Below are 14,840 nucleotides of genomic sequence, written 5' to 3' on the forward strand. Positions count from 1 at the left end.
TGAGTGATGTCGGGCCGTGCCTCAGCCGCCCTTGACGGCGCCTGCGGTCAGCCCTGCGACGATCTGCCTTTGCGCGAACAGGGTCAGCACCAGCACCGGCAGCGTCACCACAAGTGCTGCGGCGGCGAGCGGACCCCAGCTCACCTGCTCGTAGGAAAGCATGTTGTAGACGGCGACCGGCAGCGTGCGAGTCTCGCGGCTGGCGAGCACAATGCCGAAGACGAAATTGTTCCATGAGAAGATGATCGACAGGATGAAGGCGACGACAATGCCCGGCTTGGCGATGGGCAAGGCGACCAGCCGGAACACCTGCCAGGAACTGGCGCCATCGATGTTGGCCGCTTCTTCCAGCTCCATCGGCGTGGTCTCGAAATAGCCGATCATCACCCAGACCACGATCGGCACCGTCACCACCAGATGGATGATGATCTGCGGCCACAGCGTGCCGAGAATGCCGACCCACTGGAACAGCAGGAACAGCGGAATGAGATAGGAAAGCCCCGGCGTCATGCGGGCGATCATGATGACCACCGCCGAGCGTTCGGCCTTGAGCCGCGCGATGCCATAGCCCGCCGGCACGCCGATCAGCAGCGCCAGCAACGTTGCCGTGCCCGTCACCAGAACCGAATTCCAGAAATAGAGCAGGAAATTGTTCTCCTCGAATACCTTCACATAGTTCGACCAGGCGAGATGTTCCGGGATCAGGATCGGCGGGTAGGCACCGTTGTCGATCTCGAACTTCAGCGACAGCGAGATCATCCAGAGGAAGAACAGGATCGCCGGCGAGACGAAGACCAGAGCCGCGAAAAACAGCCCGATCCGGTTGAGCAGCCGTGAACTCATCTATTTGCCCTCCACCCCGATCCATTGGGAGCGCTGGCGCAGCATCAGCAGGATGAAGGACAGCGCGACGATGACGATGAAGAACACCACGGCCATGGCCGAGCCATAGCCGATGTCGTAGTAGGAGAAGGCGGTGTTGTAGAGATAGATGTTGATGGTTTCCGAGGCCGTGCCCGGTCCGCCCTGGGTCATGGCATAGATGATGTCAAAACTTTTCAGCGCATCGATAGTGCGGATGATCATCGCGATCATCAGGAACGGCGCGATCATCGGCAAGGTGAGATAGCGGAATTGCTGCCAGGCGTTGGCGCCATCGATCTCGGCGCTCTCGAAGGGCTCGCGCGGCACGGAGGCCAAGCCGCCCAGCACGATCAGCATCACCAGCGGCGTCCACTGCCAGGTCTCGACCGCAACCAGGGACGGGATGACCGTCCTGGCATTAAAGATCCATTCCTGCGCCGGGATGCCGACCAGCGACAACAGATAGTTGAGCACGCCGAGCTGGGGATGGAACATCATCGTCCAGACCAGCGCCACGGCGACTGGCGTTGCCATCATCGGCATGACGAAGACGCCGCGCAACAGGCCGCGCAGCGGAAATTTGGCGTCGAAGATCAGCGCCGCGACAGTGCCAAGGAACATCGGCGCCGCGACCGAAAGCGCCGTGTAGGTCAGCGTATGGAAAAGCGATTCCCAGAAGCGTTGGTCGACTGCCAGCCGCAGATAGTTTTCCATCCCGGCAAAGCTTCGCGCCTGGCCGAGGGTCCAGCGGTTGACGCTCATCCACAGTGTGAAGGCCCAGGGAAAGACGATCACGGCGCCGACGACGACGAGCGCCGGGACGACGAAAGGCCAGTAGTTGGGAGCCAGACGGATGGTCTGGCCCCCTTCGATGGCTTGCGTCGTCACCCCGGTGCGTTCTGGGGTGATGGCGGACATCAGCCTTGCTCGCTCCGGTCGAGCACCGGCTGGAACTGCTCGGTGGCCTTCTTCAGTTCCTCTGCCGGATCGGCGCCGGCGATCAGATTGGTCAGCGCCACGCCATAGATGTCGCGGAACTCGGTGACCGGAATGATGACCGGCAGCGACAGCCGGCTGACATTGCCCGAGCCGACCACGGCATCGAGCCAGCTCGCCGGCATGGTGACGCCTTCGCGCACCTTGGGATCTTCCAGCACCGACTTGCGGAACGGCACGCCGGCACCCGCCTGCAGCAGGCGCGCGCCCATGGCGGGCGAAATCGCCCACTGGCAGAAGAGGTAGGCGGCCTCCTTCTTCTCGCTGGCGGCCGTCACGCCGAGGCCGTCGCCAAAGGTGCCGGCGGCATGCGCCTTGGGCCCCTTGGGCATGACGCCGTAGCCGACCTTGCCGACCACTCGTGACTTTTCCGGGTTTTCCATCGGCGGGGCAAAGCCGACGCCATCGAACCACATGCCGATCTTGCCTTGCAGGAAGGCGGACTGGGCTTCGGCCCAGTTGAATCCGGTGACGCCTGGAGGCGCCGACTTGGTCATCAGCCGCTGGTAGAGGCTGGCGGCCTCGACCGCCTCGGGCGAGGTCGTGCGCAGCTTGCCCTTGTCATCGAGCGGCGTCATGTCGTAGCCGAGCATCAGCGACGTCCACACCGGCGTGTTGGCGTTTTTCAGGCCGCGGGCGACAAAGCCGTAGGTGTTGGTCGACGGATCGGTCAGCGTTTCGGCGGCGGCCACCAGCTGCTCGAACGTCTCGGGGTATTTGAGGCCCTTGGCCTCGAACAATTCCTTGTTCCAGTAGACGATCCAGTAATCCACCGAGAACGGCAGCGAGCGCAGCACGCCCTGGCCGTCCTTGGCAAACAGCATGCCGGCATCGGCGAAATCGGTTTCCACCAGCGCAGGATCGGTCAGGGTCGGGTCGGCGAGATAGCCTGATATGTCGGCCAGCCAGTCGCCCTTTTCGAACTGGCGCTTCTGCACGTGGTAGCTCAGATGCACGACGTCGAAGCTCGGTTTGCCGGAGCTCAGTTCGATCACCGTCTTCTGGCGCTGCTGCTGTTCCGGCGTCGCTTCGGCATTGACCTTGATCCCGGTCAGTTCCTCGAACTCGGCGATGTATTTTATCAGCGTGTCGCTGCGCGGGCTTTTCACCAGATTGACGTCAAGCGTCGTTCCCGCAAAGCGCTTCCAGTCGACGCCGGCGGCAAAGCTTGGGCGAACACCGGCAAAGCCGGCGGCGGCAAGGGCGGCGGTTCCCTGGAGGAGTTGCCTCCTGGTTGGGTTGAACAGATTGGACGACATTTTCTTCCTCCCGGTTGTTGTCGTTGTCGATTGCGCCGCAGCGACCGCGGCGCGGCTCATGCTTCCTCAGATTTGCAGCGCCAGCCGGCGCGCCTTTTCGATATGCTGGCTGATGGCCTCGACCGCCTTCCCAGGATCGCGGCTCTGCATCGCATCAATCACCGCCAGGTGCTCGCGCATGACCGGCACGACGCGCCCGTCGATACGGAACCGCTCCTGGTGGATCAGGCGGATCTTCACCGAATTCACCAGATAGGCCTTGGCGATGATCTCGTTGCCCAGCGCATCGATGAACGTGTCGTGCATGGCCCAGTCGATGGTCTGCGCCTTGGCCTCCATCTCCGGCGTCGGGGTTTGCGCCAGCGCCTGGGCAAGCATGTCCTCATGCTCGCGCCGCAAGCGGGCAAGCTCGGCATCGGAGGCGCTTACCGTAAACAGCGCCACCGCTTCACGCTCCATGAACAGGCGGAACTGAAAGGCCTCGCGGATCAGGCTGATGTCTATATGGGCGATCTGCATGCCGCGCTGCGGGATGGTCGTCAGCAGTCCTTCCGCCTCGAGACGCGGCACGATCTCGCGAATGGCGCCGAGCGGCAGTCCGGTGAAGGCAACCAGCTCACGTTGCGACACGAACTGGCCCGGCTTGAAGTCGCGCGCCAGCAAATGCCGCGTGAAGCTGGCATAGGCCTTCTCCCTGAGGGTGGTCGGTTCGTTGCCGTCTTCCATTTCGGCGCGCTTCCCTTTGCCGGTCAGGCCGGTTCCCTGGCAAACAGGCTGTCATAGGCTGCGGCAAGCTGCTGCTGCCCTTGCAACGCAATCGGCTCCAGCGGCGGACGGACCGCCAGCCAGCGCTCGTCGCCGGTCTTGCGCGCCACCATGACCTTTACCGCGGGGGTGACCGGATATTTCAGCAATTCGAGCACAAAACTTTCGACGCGAGGATCGTCGCGCCCGTCCTCGGCCATGGCGCGGATTTCGCCCGGGACGAAATTGGCCATGCCCGAGATTGCACCTTGAGCACCCAGTCGCACCGCACGCGCCAGATGCCTTTCATCGCCGATCAGGATCACCAGATCGCCATAGGCGGCAAGCAGCGCCTCGCTGTAGCTCCAGTTTCCACCGGAATCCTTCACCCCGGCGACCACGTCGGGAAAAGCAGTGCGCAATCGGCCGATCAGGCCAAGCGAAAGCTGCACCATGGTAACCGAAGGGATGTTGTAGAGCAGCACGTCATGGGCGAGGGGGCCAAGCGCGGCAAAGACGGCGGAGAACCAGCCGAAAAGGCCCTCCTCGCCGACATTCTTGAAGTAGCTCGGCGGGGCCAGCAGAATGTTTCGGGCGCCTCGCTGCAAGGCATGCTGTGCCTGTTCGGCGGCGTCTTCGGCGGCGTCGACCAGCACGCCGGCAACGAGTTGATGCGGCAAGATTCCAGCAGCCAGCATGGCTTCGGTCACCGACCGCCGCTCCGTCGTGCCCACCGACGCGCCTTCCCCTGTGGTGCCGAAAAGCGTCACGCTGCCGCAACCCTGCGCCAGGCAACTTTTGGCCTGAGCGATCATGGGATCGGTGGCGATCTGCCCGCGGGCATCGAAAGGCGTGGCGAGAGCGGCCGAAAGGCCAAAGCGTGATGTCACCGGAAGGTCTCCGAAGTAGGTGTGTATGCCGTGCTAGCACACTAACATGTTAGTAGCAAATCGTGCCGGTTTTTTTACGATCAGAGGAGGGGTATGACGGAGGAATGGGATGTGCGGACCGTTTTCGGCACCGATGCGAAGGTGGTCAACTCTATCCAGCGCGCGGCCCTGCGCTTGACGAGGTAGCGGCGGGCTGATCTCATCAAAAGCATCTGGCGCGATGCAATTAGGGGCAACGACGTGATCGGGATCTTAGCGCTGATGCTTTTATGGCTAGGCCCTTCGGCGTATGTCATTTACCGCAAAGGCCTAACGAGGGCGGCTCTTTTTATACCGATTTCCCTCTTTGTTGGCTTGGCTGCCTTTTTCGGTTCTGCGCTTGTTGCACAGGAGCTAGGAGCGGTGGGAATTGCAGTTCCCGTGTTCATGTTGTTGGGAGGGATCGTGACAAACGCAGCCCATCTGAGGTTGGAGATGGGGCTTGGCTAAGTTGGTTGCCAATCGACGGCGCAACCTTGTCGCCACATCAGTCGCTGGCTAAACTCAGCCCTTCCCAGGGGAGGGTTCTGACATGACACTTCAGCTTTCGGCCGATGTTGTCGCTCCTAAGGCGGCGGCGCCTCAAAAGTACCTCTTCGGCCGGGTCGCCGATTTCCTCATGCTGGGCGGCAGCGCCTTTCTCATCCTGCCGGTGCTGTTTCTCGTTCCGCTCGAATATGAAGGTCCGGTGGCCGCAACGATGGTCTTCGTGGCCTATCTCGTGAACTATCCCCACTTCGCCCACTCCTACCAGCTCTTCTACCGCAATTTCGGGCGCAAGGTGACGGGCGACGGCTACGACAGGAGCTTGCAGCTCCGCTACATCTTCGCGGGCATTGTCGTGCCCCTGGTCATGGCCGGGTTCTTTGCCTATGGCGCCGCGGCGGCGAACACGCGCCTGCTCGGCTATGCCACCAACGCCATGTTCTTTTTTGTCGGTTGGCACTACGTCAAGCAGGGCTACGGCATGCTGATGGTGGATGCGGTGCTGAAGCGCAAATTCTTCGACGACCGCGACAAGAAGGTGCTGCTGGTCAACTCCTATGCCGTGTGGATCCTGGCGTGGCTGCAGACGAATACGGCGGTCACCCAGGGCAAATATTATGGCCTGGACTATTACACATTCGCGGCCCCTTCCTGGGTCACCAACATCGCCATGCTGGCGGCCGTTGCGTCGACGGCGGCCACGCTGTTGATGCTGGTCAATCGTTGGCGGAAGAACGGCGGCGGCCTGCCCTATAACGGTTTGGTGGCCTATGTGGCGTCGCTCTATCTCTGGATCTTGATTGCGCGCGTAAACCCGCTTTGGCTGCTGATCGTGCCCGCGCTCCACTCGCTGCAGTATCTCGCCGTGGTCTGGCGCTACCAGACGAACGTCGAGCGAGACAGTTCCGATGCCGAAGGCGATCCGCAGCCGAAAATCCTGTCCTTTCTTGGCCCCCTCTACAGGTTTCGGCTCCTCGGCTTCATCGTCGGCGGCACGGCCCTTGGCTATCTCGGCTTCTGGCTGATCCCATCCGCGCTGACGGCTTTGATTCCCTATGACAGGCAAGTGCTGGGGTCATCGCTGTTCTTCTTCATCGTGCTCATCTTCATCAATGTGCACCATTATTTTCTCGACAATGTGATGTGGCGCCGTGGCAATCCGGAGGTATCGAAGTATCTGTTCCGCTGACTGATGCGCAGACTGTCGAGCCCGGTTTTCGTCAGCTGTCGAGTATGCCATTGCGAGCGTGATCGTCAGTGCAACGGAGAGCCCTGGAATGGCGGAGTGCTTTTCCGAGAGCCGCCTGGAAAAATACCCTGCGGTGGCATCTGTACCGGCGTTGGCGCCGCCGGCGTGCCATCGATCATGAAGATGGACATTGAGGGCAGCGAAGCCGAATGCCTCGAAGCATCCCGCGAAGCTGGGCTGCAAGATGCTATCGGCGCCATTCTGGTTGAAACGCACGACCGGGTGTCGCCAGACATAGCGCGTCGGGTGGAGCGCATTCGCCAGCGCATCGCGCAGGAAACATCCGAAACATCAATCTGGAATGGATCTGACTGCGCGCCGTCGTCGCCCGGCAACCGATGCCCCAGTTTGCTTGATCGGCTAACTTTAGGACAAACCCGACCAGGGAAAGCGCCTTGCGCCGGACCCGCTTTGCCAGCAGGCGCGCGAGTTCTGCCGTCGACTGGATTGGCGGCTCGACATAAACCGGGACCTCAACGGGGACCTCGACCACCACGGTCTCTCGTTCCGGCGTCGTTTGGTGCGGGCGAAAACATTGCGTGGCGTTTTTGCCGCACGTGGTCCGGGAAATGCTAGGCCGGCTTGCGCTATAGGATGATTTCCGGCAATGGAAACGCAACATCGGGGCGCTGGCGTAGAAATGATTGATGGATTGCGTGTGGCGGTGATCATGCCCGCCTATAATGCGTCGGCTACACTGGAGAAGACCTACTTCGCCTTGCCGATGCAATTGATCGACGACGTTATTCTCACGGACGATCTCTCGAAGGACGATACTGTCGGCATTTCGCGACAGCTCGGCATTCACACAATCGAGCATTCGATCAACAAGGGCTACGGTGGCAATCAGAAGACTTGTTACGATGCGGCGCTGCAGCGCGATGCCGATATCGTCGTAATGCTTCATCCCGATTATCAATATTCGCCCAGGTTGGTGCCGGCCATTGCCTCGATGGTCGCCTCTGGCGAGTATGATTACGTCTTTGGTTCGCGCATCTTGGGCAAGGGTGCCCTGCGCGGCGGCATGCCGGTCTATAAATATATCGCCAATCGCTTTCTGACCCTGGTTCAAAACATTCTGATCGGTCAGAAAATGTCGGAGTTTCACACTGGCTTTCGGTGCTGGAGCCGGAAAGCGTTGACCGAGATTCCTTATCACCGGTGCTCGGACGACTTTGTGTTCGACAATGAGATGGTCTGCCAGGCCGTCTATCTCGGCCTGCGTGGTGGCGAGATGTCCTGTCCGACGAGATACTTCCCGGAGGCGTCGTCGATCAACTTTCGGCGTAGCGTCGTCTATGGCCTGGGTGTCTTGAAAACCGCGGCGAAGTTTCGCCTCAGCAAACTGGGCATTCGACAAGATCCGTTATTCGTCGGGAGCAATATCTGATGAGGCGTCGGACACGAATGGCCCTCGGTGTGGCGGGCCTTGCGATGGTTCTCGTCCCCGCGGCGCTGTCGGGCTATCTCGACGATATCTTGCGGATCGCCAAAGCGAGCGTTCAGCAGACAGGGCTGTTCGGTTTCGTTGCGCTGGTCGTGATGCAGTTTCTAGTGGCCGCCACCGGCATATTGCCGGCGTCCCTGCTCGGGATCGCAGGCGGAGCGGTTTACGGATTCGCCGGTGGATCGGCAATGGCGCTCGTCGGGACTTTGGCCGGCGGCATCGTCGGCTACTACGTAGGCCGAAAGGGTCTCCAAAACGTTCCTTTTACCAACACGAAAATTGTTGGCGGCCTCGACAAGGTCAAACAGTTCCTTGCCGCTGACGGCTGGCGATCGGTTTTTCTGATCCGCCTGTCACCGGTCGTTCCCTTTGCCGCCACAAGCATTGCGCTGGGCGCGAGTGGAATTCGCCTCGCCGACTACGTGATAGGAACCGCAGCGTCGCTTCCCGCCCTTTTTGGTTATGTCTATGTCGGTTCATTGCTCGGCAATGCGGCGTCTCTCGAATCGCCTGAGTTTCACCAGGTTTTTTTGCTGATGCTGGCTGGAGGTGTTATTGCAGGCGCGACGTTGGTCGGCAGGTTCGTCATGTACCATCACAATTCCGAAACAACCTGATGTGCTTGTTAGCAGTGGTATTCTCCACAGTCCGGTAGCTGTACTCCGCCTGCTCCGGGGTAATTTACAAGCGTTTGCGACGGTGACGTGAGATGGGTCGTTGCCTGCGAGGACCAACTGGTGTGGGACGGTGTGAAGAACAAGCCGTCGACCATGGCGTTGTAGTCTCGATTTGCGAGGACCGCGCATAGGCAAATAGCAACCGCCGCGACCCTTGTAACCAACCTCCACGAAGACGCCCAAATCGCCAGAACGATCAGAAGTGTTGCAACTGGCGCGAAGTAATACCTGAAGCCAGATCCTGATTGGAGCAGTGACTCGGCACCTCCGACGGCGAGAATCGCAGTAGCCGAAAATTGCAGCGCAACGATCGGGACGAGCAGCAGGATGGGCTGGCGGCGGGCGAGGAAAACTGCAGCTCCAAGCACGCCAAGGAACACGATGGCAGCTGCTATCAGTTCAAGCGTACCCGGTGTCAAGTTGCTGAAAAACAAGGCCGGCCAAAGGATCGCACCACCCACCTTGAGCAGGAACAGGTCTGGCAAGCTTGCAAAACCGAGGAACGTGAACGGCCGTACGGCCAAGCCGGTATTCGTTGCCGGCAACAGTGCGCAGCCGATCTGCGTCGCCAATCCAGGAATAGACCAAACCAGAGGTCGGACAAGATAAGGCTGCCGTAGCACAAAGCCGGCAGCCGCCCATATGATAAGCGCGAAAGCTGCGGGGGTTCCTGTGAACGGCAGCACTAGAAGAAGACCGATATGAACGCGATTGAGCGGCTGTTTGAACGCCAACGACCCAAAAACAAGCGCGGCATAAACAGGTCCCCAGCCTTTGATGTGCAGTGCCGTTCCGAATGTTTCCGATGCGGTGACGCAATAGAGCGCGGTCGCAACCGCCAACAGGATTCCGGTTCGCCACGATATCGATTGCGTTGTGCCGGCGACAACAAATGGAAACAGCAAAGCCACCAGAAGACCGGAGCCGGTGTCAACGACCGGCCACCACTGAAGTCCGGCCGACACCGCAACGGCTGAAGATAGGTTTGCCGCTAGATCGTAGTAATTGCTTGCCGGGTTGAACAGAGCGGCTAACGGACCGTTCGCATAGGCATAGCCGAAGTACAGAGGGCCAATTTCAGCCCAAACCCTGTAGAAGGTAAGCAACGCCGGGGCTCTTGCCGCGACCAGGATCGCAAACAGTATCCCTGCGACGATGGTACACTCGGTCTTGCCCCTGGGGGATAACGAATCGTCTGCCCGGACATAAAGGAAGCTCAACCCTGCAAAGGCGAGAAACTCAACCAAAGTAAATGCATTGAACGGTGTCGACATCTGCCCCCCGGCTGGATGGCGTGGCGCCCCACGCGGTCTGGGGCGGTGATACAGACGGGATGGCGAAGAGTAAATGGCTACTTTTGCTACCCGCTCAGCGGCGCTCCAGACAGCCCGAAGACGAATTCTGCGGAGCTAGATCAAGTCCAGGATGTTCGGGTCGCCGCGCTCTGCCCGGAAGCGGTCTGCCCATTCGAGGTTTGATGCATCCCTTTGCAGCTCAACGGTCACGTTGCCGGGGTCCAGCCTGGAGGGCGGCTTCAGGCCCATCAGCTCGGCGACCTGACTGACGGCGTGGCGAGGGTCCTCGATCATTGTCTCGTATTCGAACCGCAAGGGCTCGATACCGGTGCGCGCAAAGAACATCTCCCAGCGGGCTCGTTCACGAGCAAGGGCGTTGAGCTGGCTCTGGATCAGTCCAGCGTCGAAGACCGGCTTCTGGGCCATCGGTTGGCTCGATCGGTATTGTCCTGTCTGCAGCGCGCGTGCCCAGGAAATCGCTTGGCCAAGCAAGTCGCGTCTGGTGAGCAGAACGAAGCGAAGATTGGGAAGGGCATCGACCCAGTTCACCTTGCCCGAAATCCAGTCGTGCTGGTGGGCAAATAACTTCAAGCCGTAGATGCCGTTGGGAGTGGCGCCCATGGTAAGGATCTTCCAGACCTGGCCGGCGATATCCTTGGGGTAGTCCGGGTCATCGAAATAGCGCCGCCCGCCCCAATTGAAATATTCCAGCGGATGTCCGAGCAGGCCCGTGCCGCTCAGATGCTGGCACAAGAAATTGCTGCCGGATCGTGGCGAGGTGCAGATGCTGTAGCCACTCAATTTATCGCGGTCCAAGCCGTCGAGCCCTGTCAATGTCCGGCCCCTTTACGCGCCCGAAGGAGAAGCTTTCTGATGAACAAGGGGATCATACCGTTGTACAGCCGCTTTATCTCGTCCACAAAATTTGAAAGGTTCGAAAGCTGTTCCTCCACCCGGCTCAGCACAGCCGGGTTGTCGCCCAGCGCGGCGGCTCGCGAGACAGCCTCGTCCAGAACAAGCTGCTGGGTTCTGGCGTTCTGTTCGCCAAGCTTCTCCAAAACTCGCGAGTTCGCGTGGGACTGAGCCAGAAGCGTCGCCAATTCGGGCGCATCCGGCCAGCCGTGCAATTCTTTCACGATATGAAACCATCTTCGGCGTGGATGCGAGACCCCGATCTCTTCGATCCACACGGCGGTCGCAAGCGCGCGCTCATCGGGATCCAGCCCCCTGTCGGATCGCAGCACCTGATCATAGATGCGCAGATGTTCCTCGATAAAATACGCATCGCCGGCCGCCTTCCGAAAATAGGTGGACACCGCCGCGGCATCGTTCGCACCGAAACCGGATATCGCGCCCAGAAGATTTTCGACCGTGGTCGGCTTGGTCAAAAGCCCAACGCCCAGATTGAAGCGACGCCATGCCTCCATGTTTGCGCTGCTGAGCAATCCCGCGAAACCGCGCGCGTCGCAAACCACGACGGAACAGCCGACCGCAGCTGCCTCGATGGCCATCCGGGCGGTTGCGAACACGATGTCGTAACCAAGCAGATCCTGTTCCAGCTGCTGCGAAAACCGCCCGGTGGCTGGACCTAGCTCATCCAGCTGGATGCCACTTCTCGCAAAGGCCTCACGAACCGCCGCCTGGTGCTCGAAATTCTTGGTCAGCAGCAGGCCTCGCGCGGGTCTGGCGGGGAGCGGTGGGCGCTGTTTGAAGCGATTGAGATCGACCGCGTTGTAGACAAGGCTCATCTGGTCGGCCGGTATGCCCCTCGACAGGCATTTGGCTCGGCACGCCTCGTCGACCGCAATCCAATGGCGTATCTGGGGATGCAGCATCGGCGCTTCGACTTCAAAGAAGGCGCTGTGACAGGAAAATACCGCTGGCACGTCGGGAAACCTGGCGAGCGCAGTCAGGCAGGGCGTCAGATGCTGGGCGTGAATGACATCGGGCCTTTCGACGATCTCGGCAATCCGATCGACGACATGATGCCCGCGCCGACGCATTCTATCGGCCATGTCGCCCAGAGTGGGAGCCAGCAGCATGGTCTGATGGCCGGCGTCGCGAAGCCCGTCGGCCAACAGTTCGACGACCGCTTCCGATCCGCTGTTTCGCGACAGGGAGAGATTGGTGATAAGAATTCGCAACGGGCGATTCCTTGCTTGCGCACTACATCTGATATGAGAGAGAAAGGCGCATGAGTTTCTGGCAGCGTCTTAAGTTGAAGCCGCTGACCAAACAAGCTTCGTCAGCATTGTCGCGGCCAAGGTTTGCTCCTGAATTTGTCCCCAGGCCATTCGGCTCGATCGGACCAGAAACTGGATTGGAGCCATTGTTGCCTGAAAAGTCAGGAGAAAAACTGGAAAACGTGCTGATTCTCGCTCACCCCGGGCACGAACTCAGGATCCACCATTGGCTCGAGATCGCCAAACCAAGGGTCTATCTTCTGACCGACGGATCAGGCGGCAAGGAAACATCGCGAACCCGCTATTCGCGCGATCTGGTCGAAGCTGCGGGCGCGACACGCGGCGCGGTGTTTGGGGAAATTCCGGATGGCGCCTGGTACGAAGCGCTGCTGGCCGGGAACCATGATTTCCTGATCGACGTGTTTTCGAGAGTGCGCGCCGATCTAACGACCGCAAAGAATGTCCAGATCGTATCGGATGCGGTCGACGGCTATAATCCCATACATGATCTTGCCTTTGCGTTTGGCCAGGCCCTCTGCCGAGGACTGCGAAAGACGGCACAGGTCGGCAAACAGCTTTGTTCCGCTGCGGTTCCAAATGTGGCGGGACGTGTCGAATCGGCAATTCAGCTTTCCCCGGCCGCGCGGGCGCGGAAGATAGCGGCTGTTGAAAATTATAGTCCCCTCGCCGATGAAGCGCGTCGGATACTCGAGAGGGATCCGCAATGCTTCGACAGGGAAAATCTGATGTCCCAGGATTTTGACTGGAATTCCTCCTGGACACCGGAGTGGGAGCGCATTGGTAAACAGCGCGTTGCCGATGGCCGCTACCGCCAATGCATTACATACAGGGATAATGTCCAACCCGCCGCGCGGCGCCTCATGTCTGAAAGTGCTGCGGTATTTGCGGCCGCAAACTAAGTCTCAGGCTTTCACGAAACCAGTGAGACATTGCCGCCGGCATGGCGCTCGATGCGGCCGGCAAGGTCGAGTTCCAGCAGCACCATGGAGACTTGCGCGGCGTTGAGGCCGGTGTGGCGGATGATCTCGTCCACGCCCACCGGCGTTGGGCCCAGCGCCTCGAGCACGCCGCTGCGTTCGTCCTCACCGGGCGGGGGTGTTGCCGAAAAATCGGGTGCCTTTTCTGGCGGCGCAATGCTTCGCGTTCGCGTGCCCGCCAAGGGTGCGATCGCACCGGAAACGTCGGCCGCCTCGGTGACCAGGGTGGCGCCATCCTTGAGCAGCCCGTTGGAGCCGGCGCAGCGCGGATCGAGCGGCGAACCCGGTACGGCAAAGACCAGCCGGCCCATCTCGCCGGCCAGGCGCGCGCTGATCAGCGAGCCGGAGCGTTGCGCAGCTTCGATGACCACCAGTCCGAGGGCGGCGCCCGCGACAAGCCGGTTGCGGCGCGGAAAATCCTGCGCCCGCGGCTGCCAGCCGAACGGCATTTCCGAAATAACGGCGCCGCCACGCTCGGCAATGTCTTCGCACAAGCCGATATTTTCGGGCGGGTAGGGGACATCGAGCCCACCGGCCAGCACACCCACTGTACCAGTCGAGAGACTGCCCTGGTGTGCTGCCGTGTCGATGCCGCGCGCCAGGCCGGAAACGATGACGTAGCCGTCGCGGCCAAGATCCGCCGCCAGCATGCGCGCCATCTTGATGCCGGCGAGCGACGCGTTGCGGGCGCCGACGATGGCCACCGCCGGCAGGCGAAAGACGGCTGCCTCGCCCTTCACGGCAATCAGTGGCGGCGGATTGTCCATGTTTTTCAGCATCGGCGGGTAGTCGGCCTCGCCGATGCCGACGAAGCGGGCGCCGTTTTCACTGGCTGCGTCGAGTTCCGCTTCGGCTTCCTCCACGGAAGGAATGCGCATGATCCTTTTGGCTCCGCCCGAAATCATCAGCTCGGGCAGCATCTCCAACGCCGCCTCCGCCGAACCAAAGCGGTTGATCAATTCGCGAAACGAGGCCGGGCCGACATTTTGTGTGCGGATCAGCCGCAGCCAGCTCAGCCGCTGCCGGTCGCTGAGGCGCGGCCCGGCGGCGGGCTTGCTCAACCCTTGGCTCCGATCTTGCCTTCGGTGCCGGCAAGAAGGCGCGAAATGTTGGCGCGATGTTTGAAGATGACGATCAGGCTCATCACCAGGAACAGCCCGGCGGTCTCAGGTGTGCTCCAGAAATAAAGCGCGATCGGCACGATGACCGCCGCCGTCAGCGCTGCCAGCGAGGAATAGCGAAACAGAAAAGCCATCGCCAGCCAGACGACGATAAAAATCAGCGCCACATGCCAGCCGAGCGCGATCAGCACGCCGAGATAGGTCGCCACGCCCTTGCCGCCCTTGAAACCGAGCCAGACCGGAAACAGATGGCCAAGGAAGGCGCCAAGGCCCGCCCAGAGTCCAAGGCCGGCCCACAGTCCGTAGTCGTGTCCAAAATGGCGCGCGATCATCACCGCCGCCGTACCCTTCAACGCGTCGAGCACCAGCGTCGCGGCGGCGAGGCCCTTGTTGCCGGTGCGCAGAACGTTGGTGGCGCCGATATTGCCGGAGCCGATTTTGCGCACATCGCCGAGGCCGGCCGCGCGGGTGATCAAGAGGCCGAAGGGAATCGAGCCGAGGAGATAGCCGAACAGCAATGCCAGGATAACGTTATAACTCATTGTTTGCCCCTGCATTTCCCCAGCAACATATCGGTCTGCGACGTGGCACG

The 14,840-nt window shown here is 60.7% G+C and carries 14 protein-coding genes; 4 read left to right on the forward strand and 10 right to left on the reverse strand.

Annotation, left to right across the window (positions count from 1 at the left end):
* Positions 1-21: 21 nt before the first annotated feature.
* From NKI05_RS12145 to NKI05_RS12165, 5 genes are all read right to left on the reverse strand, one after another.
* Positions 22-843 (reverse strand): carbohydrate ABC transporter permease, encoded by an 822-nt coding sequence (locus NKI05_RS12145; RefSeq protein ID WP_023700756.1) that lies wholly within the window; start codon positions 841-843, stop codon positions 22-24.
* Positions 844-1,782 (reverse strand): carbohydrate ABC transporter permease, encoded by a 939-nt coding sequence (locus NKI05_RS12150; RefSeq protein WP_023670984.1) that lies wholly within the window; start codon positions 1,780-1,782, stop codon positions 844-846.
* Complete coding sequence (locus tag NKI05_RS12155; protein ID WP_023806080.1) at positions 1,782-3,119, reverse strand: ABC transporter substrate-binding protein; 1,338 nt, start codon at positions 3,117-3,119, stop codon at positions 1,782-1,784. Before NKI05_RS12155 ends, NKI05_RS12150 begins: the two co-directional genes overlap by 1 nt.
* A 66-nt stretch (positions 3,120-3,185) precedes the next feature.
* Positions 3,186-3,845, reverse strand: a complete 660-nt coding sequence (locus NKI05_RS12160) for a GntR family transcriptional regulator (RefSeq protein WP_023688610.1) — start codon at positions 3,843-3,845, stop codon at positions 3,186-3,188.
* A gap of 23 nt (positions 3,846-3,868) precedes the next feature.
* Entirely contained in the window at positions 3,869-4,753 is an 885-nt protein-coding gene (locus NKI05_RS12165; protein WP_352792386.1) for a dihydrodipicolinate synthase family protein, read from the reverse strand.
* A 571-nt stretch (positions 4,754-5,324) separates the two neighbouring features.
* On the opposite strand from NKI05_RS12165, the gene NKI05_RS12170 reads away from it, so the two are divergent.
* From NKI05_RS12170 to NKI05_RS12180, 3 genes are all read left to right on the forward strand, one after another.
* Positions 5,325-6,467 carry a hypothetical protein gene (locus tag NKI05_RS12170; RefSeq protein ID WP_352792387.1) on the forward strand — a complete coding sequence of 381 codons (1,143 nt, stop codon included), beginning with the start codon at positions 5,325-5,327 and terminating at the stop codon, positions 6,465-6,467.
* A gap of 667 nt (positions 6,468-7,134) precedes the next feature.
* A complete protein-coding gene (locus NKI05_RS12175; protein WP_198020860.1) occupies positions 7,135-7,917 on the forward strand; it encodes a glycosyltransferase family 2 protein in 783 nt (260 codons plus the stop codon).
* Positions 7,918-7,934: 17 nt separating this feature from the next.
* Entirely contained in the window at positions 7,935-8,591 is a 657-nt protein-coding gene (locus NKI05_RS12180; protein ID WP_023688606.1) for a TVP38/TMEM64 family protein, read from the forward strand.
* 8 nt (positions 8,592-8,599) lie between these two features.
* On the opposite strand, the gene NKI05_RS12185 is transcribed toward NKI05_RS12180, so the two are convergent.
* From NKI05_RS12185 to NKI05_RS12195, 3 genes are all read right to left on the reverse strand, one after another.
* A complete protein-coding gene (locus tag NKI05_RS12185; protein WP_023688605.1) occupies positions 8,600-9,925 on the reverse strand; it encodes a hypothetical protein in 1,326 nt (441 codons plus the stop codon).
* Between the two features lie 135 nt (positions 9,926-10,060).
* Positions 10,061-10,780 carry a Stf0 family sulfotransferase gene (locus NKI05_RS12190; RefSeq protein ID WP_352792388.1) on the reverse strand — a complete coding sequence of 240 codons (720 nt, stop codon included), beginning with the start codon at positions 10,778-10,780 and terminating at the stop codon, positions 10,061-10,063.
* Positions 10,777-12,090: a glycosyltransferase gene (locus NKI05_RS12195; protein WP_352792389.1), complete on the reverse strand. Its 1,314-nt coding sequence runs from the start codon at positions 12,088-12,090 to the stop codon at positions 10,777-10,779. The genes NKI05_RS12190 and NKI05_RS12195 overlap by 4 nt, the downstream gene beginning before the upstream one ends.
* Positions 12,091-12,140: 50 nt before the next feature.
* On the opposite strand from NKI05_RS12195, the gene NKI05_RS12200 reads away from it, so the two are divergent.
* Positions 12,141-13,049, forward strand: a complete 909-nt coding sequence (locus NKI05_RS12200; RefSeq protein WP_245263851.1) for a hypothetical protein — start codon at positions 12,141-12,143, stop codon at positions 13,047-13,049.
* A gap of 11 nt (positions 13,050-13,060) precedes the next feature.
* Here NKI05_RS12200 and dprA read toward each other — a convergent pair whose 3' ends face one another.
* Both dprA and plsY read right to left on the reverse strand, forming a co-directional pair.
* Positions 13,061-14,188 (reverse strand): DNA-processing protein DprA, encoded by a 1,128-nt coding sequence (gene dprA / locus NKI05_RS12205; protein ID WP_023742459.1) that lies wholly within the window; start codon positions 14,186-14,188, stop codon positions 13,061-13,063.
* On the reverse strand, positions 14,185-14,790 hold the full coding sequence (gene plsY / locus NKI05_RS12210; protein ID WP_023696534.1) for a glycerol-3-phosphate 1-O-acyltransferase PlsY: 606 nt from the start codon (positions 14,788-14,790) through the stop codon (positions 14,185-14,187). The genes dprA and plsY overlap by 4 nt, the downstream gene beginning before the upstream one ends.
* Positions 14,791-14,840 lie beyond the last annotated feature (50 nt).

It is taken from the genome of Mesorhizobium sp. M0771, from assembly GCF_040320155.1.
GTDB lineage: Bacteria > Pseudomonadota > Alphaproteobacteria > Rhizobiales > Rhizobiaceae > Mesorhizobium.